At 65.4% G+C, this 12,226-nt stretch carries 9 protein-coding genes and 3 tRNA genes; 6 read left to right on the forward strand and 6 right to left on the reverse strand.

Features of this window, described 5'->3' with window-relative positions; translation table 11 throughout:
• The first annotated feature begins 162 nt into the window (after positions 1-162).
• The 5 genes from HH212_RS12965 (at position 163) to HH212_RS12985 (ending at position 6,699) form a co-directional block, all read left to right on the forward strand.
• Entirely contained in the window at positions 163-1,941 is a 1,779-nt protein-coding gene (locus HH212_RS12965; protein WP_170202852.1) for a DUF8614 domain-containing protein, read from the forward strand.
• 141 nt (positions 1,942-2,082) lie between these two features.
• Positions 2,083-3,696 carry a methyl-accepting chemotaxis protein gene (locus tag HH212_RS27715; protein ID WP_170202853.1) on the forward strand — a complete coding sequence of 538 codons (1,614 nt, stop codon included), beginning with the start codon at positions 2,083-2,085 and terminating at the stop codon, positions 3,694-3,696.
• Positions 3,697-3,841: 145 nt separating this feature from the next.
• Positions 3,842-4,615 carry a hypothetical protein gene (locus tag HH212_RS12975; protein WP_229217701.1) on the forward strand — a complete coding sequence of 258 codons (774 nt, stop codon included), beginning with the start codon at positions 3,842-3,844 and terminating at the stop codon, positions 4,613-4,615.
• Positions 4,616-4,684: 69 nt separating this feature from the next.
• Positions 4,685-5,710 carry a BON domain-containing protein gene (locus HH212_RS27720; RefSeq protein WP_170202854.1) on the forward strand — a complete coding sequence of 342 codons (1,026 nt, stop codon included), beginning with the start codon at positions 4,685-4,687 and terminating at the stop codon, positions 5,708-5,710.
• 152 nt (positions 5,711-5,862) lie between these two features.
• On the forward strand, positions 5,863-6,699 hold the full coding sequence (locus HH212_RS12985; RefSeq protein WP_170202855.1) for an HDOD domain-containing protein: 837 nt from the start codon (positions 5,863-5,865) through the stop codon (positions 6,697-6,699).
• A gap of 131 nt (positions 6,700-6,830) precedes the next feature.
• Here the strand turns inward: HH212_RS12985 and HH212_RS12990 are convergent, their stop codons facing one another.
• The 3 genes from HH212_RS12990 to HH212_RS13000 all read right to left on the reverse strand — a co-directional run bounded on the left by HH212_RS12990 (position 6,831) and on the right by HH212_RS13000 (position 8,894).
• Positions 6,831-8,000: an MFS transporter gene (locus HH212_RS12990; protein WP_170202856.1), complete on the reverse strand. Its 1,170-nt coding sequence runs from the start codon at positions 7,998-8,000 to the stop codon at positions 6,831-6,833.
• Between the two features lie 132 nt (positions 8,001-8,132).
• Positions 8,133-8,750, reverse strand: a complete 618-nt coding sequence (locus HH212_RS12995; protein ID WP_170202857.1) for an IMPACT family protein — start codon at positions 8,748-8,750, stop codon at positions 8,133-8,135.
• 68 nt (positions 8,751-8,818) lie between these two features.
• A tRNA-Lys gene (locus HH212_RS13000) sits at positions 8,819-8,894 on the reverse strand.
• A gap of 212 nt (positions 8,895-9,106) precedes the next feature.
• Here HH212_RS13000 and HH212_RS13005 point away from each other — a divergent pair.
• A complete protein-coding gene (locus tag HH212_RS13005) occupies positions 9,107-9,829 on the forward strand; it encodes a PEP-CTERM sorting domain-containing protein (protein ID WP_170202858.1) in 723 nt (240 codons plus the stop codon).
• Positions 9,830-9,971: 142 nt separating this feature from the next.
• Here HH212_RS13005 and HH212_RS13010 read toward each other — a convergent pair.
• From HH212_RS13010 to tfpB, 3 genes are all read right to left on the reverse strand, one after another.
• Positions 9,972-10,047: transfer RNA gene (locus HH212_RS13010), tRNA-Lys, on the reverse strand.
• 209 nt (positions 10,048-10,256) lie between these two features.
• Positions 10,257-10,332: transfer RNA gene (locus tag HH212_RS13015), tRNA-Lys, on the reverse strand.
• 67 nt (positions 10,333-10,399) lie between these two features.
• Positions 10,400-12,202, reverse strand: coding sequence for a type IV pilus assembly ATPase TfpB (gene tfpB, locus HH212_RS13020; RefSeq protein WP_170202859.1), 1,803 nt, complete (start codon positions 12,200-12,202; stop codon positions 10,400-10,402).
• Between the last annotated feature and the right edge of the window lie 24 nt (positions 12,203-12,226).

The raw sequence follows: 12,226 nt of genomic DNA on the forward strand, positions 1-12,226 counted from the left end.
GCTGGTGGCGCAAGGTGTGATTCCCGCGCCAAGCTGCCTGCTTGGCCCCCAAGCAATATCGCATCTCTCGCCAAGCTGCCCGCCCGGCTCCCCAGCAATATCGCATCCCCCGCCTGAACCGGATTACAATCCCCCGATCGTAACCCCCGTCCAAGGCATCCCATGAAGAAGCGCTTCGTTCCCCTGCTGCTGGCCGCCGCCGTCGGCACGGCCGCCACCGCCTTTGCCCAGGTGCCAGCGGCACCCGCGCCATCCACCGCAGCCGGCGCGCCGCCTTCGGTCGACGCCCTGAACGCAATGGCCAAACGCTTCGCGCCGGTCGACCTGACCGCAGACACCAGCAACCTCTCCAGCGGCGACCGCGTCGCCATCGCCAAGCTGATCGAAGCGGCGCGCATCGTCGACACGCTGCAGCTGCGCCAGCGCTGGTCCGGCAACCCGGCGCTGTGGACGGCGCTGCTGAAGGACACCACGCCGCTGGGCAAGGCGCGGCGCGAGTACTTCTGGCTGAACAAGGGGCCATGGTCGATCCTCGACGGCAACCGCTCGTTCATGCCGGCCGAATATGCCGGCATCCGCATCCCGGCCGAGAAGCCGGCGGGCGCCGATTTCTACCCGGAAGGCGCGAGCAAGCAGGCGCTGGAAACCTGGATGAATGCGCTGCCGGCCAGGGACAAGGAACAGGCACAGTGGTTCTTCACGACGATCCGTGACAATAAGGGCGGCAAGGGCGCCGCCCAGTTCAAGATCGTCAAGTATGCCGACGAGTACCGTACCGAACTGCAGCAACTGTCGAAGCTGCTGAAGGAAGCCGCCGCCGCCACCGGCAACGCCTCGCTCAAGAAATTCCTGAACCTGCGCGCCGACGCCTTCCTTTCCAACGATTACCTGGCGTCCGACTTCGCCTGGATGGACCTCGATTCCCCGGTCGACGTCACCATCGGCCCGTACGAGACCTACAACGACGAGCTGTTCGGCTACAAGGCTGCGTTCGAGGCCTACGTGAACGTGCGCGACCAGAAGGAAACCGCCAAGCTGGACTTCTTCGGCCAGCACCTGCAGGAGCTGGAAAACAACCTGCCGCTGGAGGCGAAATACCGCAATCCGAAGGTGGGCGCGATCGCGCCGATGGTGGTGGTCAACCAGGTGTACGGCGCCGGCGACGGCAACATGGGCGTGCAGACCGCGGCCTACAACCTGCCCAACGACGAGCGCATCATCCGCCAGCGCGGTTCCAAGCGCGTGATGCTCAAGAACGTCCAGGAAGCCAAGTTCGAGGCCACCTTGAGCCCGATCTCGAAGCTGGTACTGCGCGCGGACGAGCAAAAGGAGCTCGACTTCGACGCTTTCTTCACCCACATCCTGGCCCACGAGATCATGCACGGCCTCGGCCCGCACGCCACCACCGGCAAGGACGGCAAGCCGTCGACCCCGCGCCAGGATTTGAAGGATGCCTATTCGACCATCGAGGAAGCCAAGGCCGATGTCACCGGGTTGTGGGCGCTGGCCTACATGATGGACAAAGGACAACTCAAGAATTCGCTGGGGCAGGGCGCCGCCGCCGAGCGCAAGCTGTACGTGACATTCCTGGCCTCGGCCTTCCGCACGCTGCACTTCGGCCTGACCGATTCGCACGCGCGCGGCATGGCGATCCAGGTGAACTACCTGCTCGACAAGGGCGGCTTCGTGTCGCACGGCGACGGCACCTTCTCGGTCGACTACGGCAAGATCAAGGGTGCCGTGGCCGACCTCGACCGCGAGTTCCTGACCATCGAGGCCACCGGCGACTATGCGCGCGCCCAGGCGCTGATGCAGCGCTACGTGGTGATTCGCCCCGACGTGCAGAAGGCGCTCGACAAGATGAAGGCGGTGCCGAACGATATCCGCCCGACATTCGTGACTGCCGCCAGGGTGGCGCCACGCAAGTGGACCTTGAGGTGATGTGATACGGCAACACCAACCGTGTTGCCGTAAAACATGCAGTGTTGGCTTATGCTATAGTCGTTGAAGTTGCCCCTTGGAAATCAAGTGGGTAAATGCGCCCGGATCGCCGACTCCGGATCCCACTTCATCGACTACACAATGACCACCACTGGACTTTCCATTGGCCGCCGGCTTGCACTCGGTTTCGGCTGCGTCCTCGCATGCATGGCCGTGCTGGCCGGCCTCGCCATCCACCGCGTCGGCCGCATCGACGAGATCCTGACCCACATCAACGATGTCAATAGCGTCAAGCAACGCTACGCGATCAACTTCCGTGGCAGCGTGCACGACCGCGCGATCGCGGTGCGCGACGTGGTGCTGTCCACCAGCGTCGAGGCCGCCCGGCCGCATATCGACCTGATCCGCACGCTCGACCAGAACTACCAGAAATCGGCGGCGCCGCTGGATGCGCTGTTAACCGGGCGCGCCGACATCCTGCCCGAGGAAAAGCAGGCCCTCGTCAAGATCAAGGAAGTCGAGGCGCGCACCCAGCCGCTGATCGCCCAGGTGATCGCGCTGCGCCAGGCCGACAAGATTCCGGAGGCCGCCGCGCTGCTCGACAAGCAGGCCGCGCCGGCCTTCGTCGCCTGGCTGGCCAGCGTCAACGCGCTGATCGACCTCGAGGAAAAACTCAACAACGAAGGCGCCCACGATGCGCGCGCGTTGACCGGCAGCTTCTTCGCCTGGATGCTGGTGCTGCTGGCGTTGGCAGTCGGCGCCGGCATCGCCGCCGCCTGGACCATCAGCCGCGGCCTGCTGCGCCAGCTCGGCGGCCAGCCGGACTACGCCGCACGCATCGCCGGCGCCATCGCCGCCGGCGACCTGTCGGTGCCGATCGCCACCCACGCCGGCGACGAATCCAGCCTGCTGTTCGCCATGAAGGGCATGCGCGACAGCCTGGTCAACATCGTCAGCCAGGTGCGCGCCGGCACGCTCACCATCGCCAACGCCTCGACCGAGATCGCCGAAGGCAGCGGCAACCTGTCCGCGCGCAGCGAACGCCAGGCCGATACCCTGGAGCAGACCGCGTCGTCGATGGAGCAGCTGACCGGCACCGTGCGCCAGAACGCCGACAATGCGCGCCAGGCCAACACGCTGGCCGAATCGGCCTCGAACGTGGCCCAGCGCGGCGGCGCGGTGGTGGCGCAGGTGGTGCAGACCATGGCCTCGATCAACGATTCGTCCAAGCAGATCGCCGAGATCATCGGCACGATCGACGGCATCGCCTTCCAGACCAACATCCTGGCGCTGAATGCCGCAGTGGAGGCGGCGCGCGCCGGCGAACAGGGCCGCGGCTTCGCGGTGGTGGCGGGCGAAGTGCGCAACCTGGCCCAGCGCTCGGCGGCGGCGGCGCGGGAAATCAAGGCGCTGATCGGCGACTCGGTGGCCAAGGTCGACGACGGCGCCCGCCTGGTCGACCAGGCCGGCAGCACGATGGAAGAGATCGTCACCAGCGTGCGCCGCGTGACCGACATCATGGCCGAGATCAGCCACGCCAGCCAGGAGCAGAGCGCCGGCATCGAACAGGTCAACCGCGCCATCGGCCAGATGGACGAGGCCACGCGCCAGGATGCGGCCCTGGTGGAGCAGGCCGGCTCGGCCGCCGCGGCGCTGCAGCACGAAGCCGGCAGCCTGACGCACCTGGTCAGTATCTTCAAGCTGGACGGGGCGGGCGCGGCCGCGCGGCGGCCGGCGGCGCTAGCGCTGCGCTAGCCGCGCAAGCTGTCGCATCGCGGTATCGGCAGCTTTGATCTTTTGCACACGCAGGAAATGTTTCCTGCCTGGTGCGGTGCGGATGGGGTCCGACGCGATCTAGAATTGCCAATAGGCATTTCAACGATGGCCGGGGACCCCGTCGATGCACAAATTCCTGTTCGCCGCGCTGTTCCACGCAGCCGCTACGGCAGCCACCCCGGCGGCAAGCGCCGCCGACCTCACCCCGCTCGAACGACGCTGGCTGGACGCAGCCTACCCGGTGCTGGCCTACGCGCACAGCCTGGCGCTGCCGATCGACATCGTGGTGCAGCCGCAGGCCGGCCCGAACGACGTGCCGATGGCGATGGGTTTCGCCGCACGGCGCTGCAAGCTGGTGCTGTCGTTGCGCGGCAATCCCGGCGCCGAAGCGCAACTGACCGGCGTGGCGCCGGAACGGCAGGGTGAACTCATCGAAGCGATGGCGGCGCACGAGCTCGGCCATTGCTGGCGCTATGCCCAGGGCGCCTGGCATGCGCTGCCGGCCGGCTTCGTCGAGGCCGGCGACGAAGCGGGCGACGGAGGCGCGATCGACCCCGCGCTGCTGGCGGCCGCCAGGGCGCTGCGCCAGACGCGCCGCGAAGAAGGCTATGCCGACCTGGTGGCGCTGGCCTGGACCCGGCGCAGCCACCCCGGCGACTATGCGCGCGTGCACGCCTGGCTGGAACGGCTGCGCCACGACCAGCCGCCGGCGCGCAACGGCCACGATACCCGCGCCTGGGTGCGCCTGGCGCGCGACGGCAGCCGCTTCGGCGCCGCCGCGCAGCCGTTCGACGATGCCATGCCGCTATGGCGCGAGGGTCTTTTGATGCGCCAGTGCGCAGCAAGCGCTTGCGTTGCGCCAGGCATCGAAATGGTTTTTCGGGCAAGTGTACGGTGACGCACAGAGCTGCGCCAGGGTCCGGCGTTTAATGCCAGTATCACAATAACCGATACAAGGGCATCGACCATGAAAACGCTGATTGCGACCCTCCTGGCAACTGCTGCGGGCGCCAGCTTCGCAGCGCCTACCGCGGCCCTGAACCACGACGCCACCGCCTACCGCGAGGCGACCCAGAAGTCGACCGCCGACTACCAGCAAGCCGTCGCGAAATGCGATGCGCTCAAGGGCAACGACAACGAGATCTGCATGGCCGAAGCCAAGGTCGTGCGCACCCGCGCCGAGTCGAACGCCCTGGCCAAGTACATCAACACGCCGGCGCGCCGCGAACGCGCGCGCACCATGCTGGCCGACGACGAATATGCGCTGGCCAAGGAGCGCTGCGACGACAAGAGCGGCGCCGACAAGGACGCCTGCATGAACAACGCCAAGTCGGTGCGCGCCGCCGCGGTGGCCGACGCCAAGGCCGACCGCACTGCCGCTGCCAGCGGCGCCAGCGGCGCCGGCGCCACCGCATCCGGCGGCCTGGTGAGCGGCACCGACACGCGCGATCCGGCCAAGGCCGCCGCGGTCGACAAGTGCGCGCAGGCCGGCACCGACGCCAAGACCGGCTGCCTGATCGACACCAAACCGTCGCCGCTGCGCGAGAACGCCGCCGCCGTGGCCGACCGTACCGAGGCCGCCGCCGGCAACGCCGCCGACAAGACCAGGGCCGCGGCGGCGACGGCTGTCGACAAGACGAAAGAGGTGGCGCAGACCGCCGTCGAAAAGACCAGGCAGGTGGCGTCGACCGTTGCCCAGAAAACCGAAACCACGGTGGACCGCGCCGGCGACGCCACCCGCCAGGCTGCCGCCGGCCCCGTTGCCGCCAAGGCGCGCGTGGCGGCCACCGACACCGCGCTGACCACCAAGGTCAAGGCCGGCCTGCTCAAGGAGCCGAAGCTGGAATCGCTGGGCATCCATGTCGAGACCGAGAAGGGCGTCGTGATGCTGAGCGGCTTCGTCAACAGCAAGGACGAGGCGGAGCGTGCGCTGAAGGTGGCCCAGGGCGTCGACGGCGTCGCCAACGTCAAGAACGCGATCCAGGTCAAGTAACTGGTCGTGACGGCACCGCGCGCCTGGCTGGAAACGGCCGAGTGCGTGGTGCCCACCCGGCGTCCCAGGTTTTTATTGCTGATCTACCACAGGTTGCAAAAGCCTGATCGGAATTGCTCTGAGGATACGAACGACGCGGTATAATCGCCGCCGTGAACAAACTCGAAACCTTCGGAACCATCGCCGCCCAGGCGGCGCGCGGTGAGATTTCCTTCCCGACCAGCGTGAACGCCGTGCTGCGCCTGCAGCAGGCGCTGAACGATCCGGATTGCCACCTGGAGGAAGCGATCCGCCTGGTGCTGGGCGAACCGCAGCTGGCGGCGCGCACCGTGGCGCTGGCCAACACGTCCGCCTTCAATCCCGGCGGCCACCCGATTACCAACGTGCGCGCCGCCGTCACCCGCGTCGGCTACCGCAACCTGCAGATGCTGGTGACGAGCCTGATCGTGCGCCAGTTCGGCAGCCGCATCGCCGATCCCAATCTGCGCGCCAAGTGCGAACAATTGTGGGAGCACACGGTGCAGGTGGCCGCCCTGGCCAGCGTGTTCGCGCGCCGCGTCACCTTCGTCAACCCGGACACCGCGTTGTTCGCCGGCATCGTGCACGAGGTCGGCGGCTTCTACCTGTTGTCGCGCGCCGACGGCTTTCCCGGCCTGCTCGACGAAGACCCGGAAAAATGGGCGGAACTGTGCGAAGACGTGGTCACGCGCGAGGTGGCGCGCAAGCTGGCGCTGCCCGAGCCGGTGGCCGACGTCGTGTTCCAGCTGCGCGGCGGCTGGCTGCAGATGCCGCCGGCCTCGCTGCTCGACACGCTGCTGATGGCCAACATGTACGCCACCGTGCCGTCGCCCCTGGGCACGGCCCCGGCGCCGCTGCCGGAACACAGTGAAAGCGTGCTGGACTACCTGGTGGACGAAGCCACGCTGCAGGTCATCATCGAGGAAGCCGCCGTCATCAGCGAATCGATGGAGCAGGCGACGCTGGTTTGAAAATCGATTCTTGTGCACGCATGCCTGTACTGTCCCTAGTGATGTTCATTGCTGCGTGAAGTAATTACCGATAGCAGAGAAACCGTCGTCCCCGCGCAGGTGGGGACCCAAGCTGACACGGCAAGATCCTATCAAGCCAGCACACCTGCATCGCTGCGGCGCCCATGCGCCACCATCGCCAGCGCCAACCCCAGCCCGCACAGCGCCAATCCCACCGCCACCCACTGCGGCGAGGTGTACGAAAACCCCAGCGTCAGCGGAATCCCGCCCAGGAACGCCCCGGTGGCATTGCCGATATTGAACCCCGACTGCCCCAGCGACGAGCCCAGCATCTCGGCTTCGCGCGACTCTTCGATCAGCAGGATCTGGATCGACGGCCCCAGTGCCAGCGCATTGGCGCCGACTGCGAACGCCAGCACCACCATCGCCGCCTGCGAACGCGCCAGCACGGCGGTCAGGCCCAGCAGCACCGCCATCGTGACCAGCAGGATGATGATGGCGCGCAGCGGCGCCACCCGGTCGGCCAGCCTGCCGCCCAGGTTCACGCCGAAGGTCATGCCGACGCCGACCACGATCATGATCATCGGGATCATGTTGGCGTGGAAGCCGGACACGTCGGTCAGCAGCGGCGCGATGTAGCTCAGCCAGGCGAACAGGCCGCCGGTGCCGATCGAGGTGATGCCCAGTGCCAGCCACAGCTTCGGGTTGCGGAAGATGCGCAAGTCGTTGCGCAAGCCGGCGCCCGGCGTCCCGGCGAACCACGGCACCAGCTTGTGCAGCATGACGGCGGCGGCCAGGCCGATGGCGGCCACGATCAGGAACACGATGCGCCAGCTCATGTTATGACCGAGCCAGGTGCCGGCCGGCACGCCGACCACGTTGGCCAGCGTCAGCCCGGAAAACATGCTGGCCAGCGCCGCCGCTTCCTTGCCCTTGTCCGCCAGGCGCGTCGCCACCACGGCGCCGACGCCGAAGAAGGCGCCGTGCGGCAAGCCGGCCAGGAAGCGGCACAGCAGCACGGTCTGGAAATTCGGCGCGAACGCCGACAGCGCATTGAACACCGCGAACAGCAGCATGAACCAGATCAGCACGCTGCGCGGCGGACGGTGTCCCAGCATGCCGACCAGCGTCGGCGCACCGACCACCACGCCGACCGCATAGGCCGAGATCAGGTAGCCCGCCTGCGGAATGGTGGCGTGCAGGTCGCGCGCGATGTCGGGCAGGATGCCCATCATGACGAATTCCGTCATGCCGATACCGAAACCGCCGAGGGCCAGCGGAGCCAGGCTTTTCTTGATCATGGATGTTCTTCGTGTGAGGAGGCACGCGCGGGCGCGCGTGCGGGAAAGGTCGGCCACTATAGCCGTTCATGCAGGCTGCGTCCGCTTTTGAGTCGTGATGTCGGGTATTACGCCGGATGATGGGGCGCCGGCTCAGCCGCCGTGCCCGTCGTCCGGGTCGTCCGCCTCGTTGCGCCAGGCGATGCGGCCGTTGCCGGCCTCGTTCAGGCGCGCCACCAGCGCAGGGGCCCTGTCCTCGGGAAGCGAAAACACGAAGCCGACAACGTCCAGGTGATCCACCTGTTCCAGCACCGCACCGGCCAGGTCCAGTTCGCGCCGCAGCAAGCCTTCGAGCGGGTAGGGCGCGCTGCAGCGCAGCCGCCGCTGGCGCACGATGGCGACCTTGTGCGCGGCCAGCAGCGCCTGCGCTACGCTGTCGGTGTAGGCGCGCACCAGTCCGCCCGCGCCCAGCTTGACGCCGCCGAAGTAGCGCACCACGGTGGCCAGCACGCCGTCCAGGTCCTGGTGGCGCAGCACGTCCAGCATCGGCCGCCCGGCGGTGCCGCTCGGCTCACCGTCGTCGACCGCGGCCGAGTGGCCGCCGGCCAGCAGCGCCCAGCACACATGCGCGGCACCCGGATGCCGGGCGCGCAGGCCCGCAACCACCTGCTGCGCGCCGGCGCGGTCCGGCATCGGTTGCACGCAGGCGATGAAGCGGCTCTTCTTGATGAGCAGCTCGTGGTGGGCGGGGGCGAGGAGGGTTTGGGGCATGGGAGGCTGGAAACGACAACGCCAACCCGGAGGTTGGCGTTGCGGTCAAGTGCTTGATACCAAATTCTTGGTAGGCCGTGCGGGATTCGAACCTGCGACCAACGGATTAAAAGTCCGCTGCTCTACCAGCTGAGCTAACGACCCGACGGACGGCATTATAGCGGCTCGCACGCCATTGGCCAAGCGTTTAGTGAAATTTGGCAACAATCAAGCGATTTTACTGGAAGTCGAGGGGCAAGGGCTGGTTCCAAGGCTGCCATCCGCAATACCGAATGGATAAAAAGATTATCAAAAAGAATTTTCTTTCTAGAATTATTGTTGTATTATTGCATCTTTTATAATAATAGAGAGAGTTCATGAAAGCCGTTGTTTCAATTCTGGCTACAGGTCTGGCTTTAAGTTTGAGTGCAGGTGCCAATGCATCCGTTGTCAAATACGCGTACAAGGCGAAGGTTTCTTCGATTCGTGAGAAAGACATCGTGACCGGCAATTTCTACAACGTCGATCGCAGCGATTTCGCCGAAAAACCCGTAGCGATCGGCGACATCATCACCGGCTTCTTCCAATACGACACCGACGTCCCGTTGAGCCGTTTCCAACCGCAGCAAACGGCAGGGTCGGAGGATCTGTCTTATGATTCCGGAGCAACCGATTTCATCAGCTACTACGACACCATGACGGGGCTGGCATTCGAATCGATGCTTTCCTTGAACTGGTTGGGCGCGACCTTCGTTACCAATAGTGCTCCGGCTGTCGGCACTTATGCATATGCACCGGATACTTTTGACATGAAACGTTCAGCATACGGAGATGTGTTCTACAAATCGGCATATATCAGTCTGTACAACTTTAGGGGCAACGTTTTCGACAATGCCTCCATTCCAGCATCGCTGAGTCTCGCTTCGTTTTCGTATGCGCATATCAATAGTTCTTTTCTGCGCACGAACGACGACGGCTTCATGATGTTTTCGTCCGATTTGACCGCACTGGAACAGGTCGATGTGCCCGAGCCGAGCAGCACAATGCTGTTCGCAGCGGCGGGTCTGGCATTGTTCGGCTTGAGAAGGAAGCGCGGCTGAACGTTGCATCACGATCGCGGTGCGCAGCCTGGTCGGAAGCAATATGCCGGCTGGGCAGTGTAGGCGGCATGCAATAAAAAACGCCAGGCAGCGATGCCTGGCGTTTTTCGTTTACGGCGACGGTGCTGGCGCCTGAATTCTTTGGTAGGCCGTGCGGGATTCGAACCTGCGACCAACGGATTAAAAGTCCGCTGCTCTACCAGCTGAGCTAACGACCCGAAGAAGGCGGCATTATAGCGGTTCGGCGGCGCTTGCCAAGTGCTTTTTCAAGCGACGGCGGGTTTGCCATGGCATGCCCGTGCCTGGCGCTGCTGCCGCCTCAATCCGCTGCACCGCGGCCCGGCCGCTTGTGCGACGCCAGCTGGAGGGTTGCAAAAACAAAAACGCCAAGCGAATGCCTGGCGTTTTCATCTACTGCAGAATTCTTTGGTAGGCCGTGCGGGATTCGAACCTGCGACCAACGGATTAAAAGTCCGCTGCTCTACCAGCTGAGCTAACGACCCGAAGAAGGCATGCATTATAGCTGGCCGTTTTGACTTGCGCTAGAGGCGACGTGAAAAATCACGGCAGCTAGTGCGATGTCGTGGTCTTCAATACTTCCTCGGCCGTGGTCACGCCCTCGATCACCTTGAAGGCGCCGGCAAGGCGCAGCGGCTTCATGCCGTCGGCCATGCTCTGGCGGCGCAGGGCGGCGAGGTCGGTGTCTTCCTGGATCAGGCGCGTGAACGCCTCGGTAACGGTGGCCAGTTCGTACAGGCCGGTGCGGCCGCGGTAGCCGGTCTGGCGGCATTCCGGGCAGCCGATCGGACGGTACACGGTCGCCGGCTTCGGGATCTTCCAAGCACCGCCGATGCTGTTCCAGACGTCGTCGTTGAGTTCGCCGTCCGGCGACTTGCAGTGCGGGCACAGCGTGCGCACCAGGCGCTGGGCCATGATGCCGATCAGCGTCGCTTCCAGCAGGTAGTGCGGCACGCCCAGTTCCAGCAGGCGCATCACCGCCGAGGGCGCGTCGTTGGTGTGCAGCGTCGACAGCACCAGGTGGCCGGTCAGCGCCGCCTGGATCGCCATCTCGGCGGTTTCCAGGTCGCGGATCTCGCCGACCATGATGATGTCCGGGTCCTGGCGCATCAGCGCGCGCACGCCGTCGGCGAACGACAGGTCGATGCCCGGCTGCACCTGCATCTGGTTAAACGCCGCTTCCACCATCTCGATCGGGTCTTCGACCGTGCACACGTTGACTTCGCTGGTGGCGAGCGCTTTCAGCGTGGTGTACAGGGTCGTGGTCTTGCCGGAGCCGGTCGGGCCGGTGACCAGGATGATACCGTGCGGGCGCTTGGTGAGCGCATCCCAGCGCTGCGCATCCTCCGGCGGAAAACCGAGTTCGGGCAGGGTCTTGACCACCACTTCCGGGTCGAAGATGCGCATCACCAGCTTTTCGCCGAAGGCGGTCGGCATGGTCGACAGGCGCAGCTCGACCTCCTGTCCCGTGTTTGTCCGGGTCTTGATGCGGCCGTCCTGCGGGCGGCGTTTTTCGATCACGTCCATCCGTCCCAGCAGCTTGATGCGCGCCGTCATCGCCAGCATCACCACGGCCGGCACCTGGTAGACCTGGTGCAGCACGCCGTCGATGCGGAAGCGGATGGCGCCGGCGTCGCGCTTCGGTTCCAGGTGGATGTCCGAGGCGCGCTGCTCGAAGGCGTAGCTCCACAGCCAGTCGACGATATTGACGATGTGCTGGTCGTTGGCGTCGACCTGCTTGTTCAGCTTGCCCAGTTCGACCAGTTGCTCGAAGTTGTTGCGCAGCGCCAGGTCCTGGCCGTTCGACTTGTTGGCATCGCGGATCGACTTCGCCAGGCTGAAGAACTGCGAGATGTATTGCGCGATGTCGAGCGGATTGGCGATCACCAAGTCGATGCGGCGGCGCGAGATGCGCGCGATCTCGTCCTGCCATTCGGTGTGGAAGGGGTCGGCACTGGCTACCAGCAGCGTGCCCGGCCCCAGTTCCACCGGCAGGATGTTGAAGCGCGCGGCGTAGCTGGCCGACATCACGTCGGCCACCTTGGTGAAGTCGATCTTCAATGGATCGATGCGCAGGAAGGGCAGGCCGATCTTGGCGGCGCACCATTCGCTCAGCAGGTCCAGCGTCAGCAGTTTATGGGGCGCCTTGCCGGAGACGATCTTGCACTGGGCGATGGCCGTCAGCGGGTGCATCGAGCCGGCCGCCGCCTTGAGGATGCCCTGCGCCTGGGCGAAATGCGGCTTCACCGTCGACTTGTCGACGATGCCGTCGGCCAGCAGCCAGGAAAACAGGGTTTGCAGGTCGAGCGTTTTCGGCTTGGCTTTGGGCGCGGTGGCGGTGGCGGTGGTGTTCATGAGAACGCTCGACGGTGGTGGAGG

Origin of the sequence: Massilia forsythiae (assembly GCF_012849555.1) — a bacterium.
Lineage (GTDB): Bacteria > Pseudomonadota > Gammaproteobacteria > Burkholderiales > Burkholderiaceae_D > Telluria > Telluria forsythiae.

Excerpts from the sequence above, each read along its gene's own strand:
- HH212_RS12975 (WP_229217701.1), top strand. The coding sequence starts at position 3,842 with ATGCACAAATTCCTGTTCGCCGCGCTGTTCCACGCAGCCGCTACGGCA.
- HH212_RS27715 (WP_170202853.1), top strand. The coding sequence starts at position 2,083 with ATGACCACCACTGGACTTTCCATTGGCCGCCGGCTTGCACTCGGTTTC.
- HH212_RS27720 (WP_170202854.1), top strand. The coding sequence starts at position 4,685 with ATGAAAACGCTGATTGCGACCCTCCTGGCAACTGCTGCGGGCGCCAGC.
- HH212_RS12990 (WP_170202856.1), bottom strand. The coding sequence starts at position 8,000 with ATGATCAAGAAAAGCCTGGCTCCGCTGGCCCTCGGCGGTTTCGGTATC.
- HH212_RS12965 (WP_170202852.1), top strand. The coding sequence starts at position 163 with ATGAAGAAGCGCTTCGTTCCCCTGCTGCTGGCCGCCGCCGTCGGCACG.
- HH212_RS12995 (WP_170202857.1), bottom strand. The coding sequence starts at position 8,750 with ATGCCCCAAACCCTCCTCGCCCCCGCCCACCACGAGCTGCTCATCAAG.
- HH212_RS13005 (WP_170202858.1), top strand. The coding sequence starts at position 9,107 with ATGAAAGCCGTTGTTTCAATTCTGGCTACAGGTCTGGCTTTAAGTTTG.
- tfpB (WP_170202859.1), bottom strand. The coding sequence starts at position 12,202 with ATGAACACCACCGCCACCGCCACCGCGCCCAAAGCCAAGCCGAAAACG.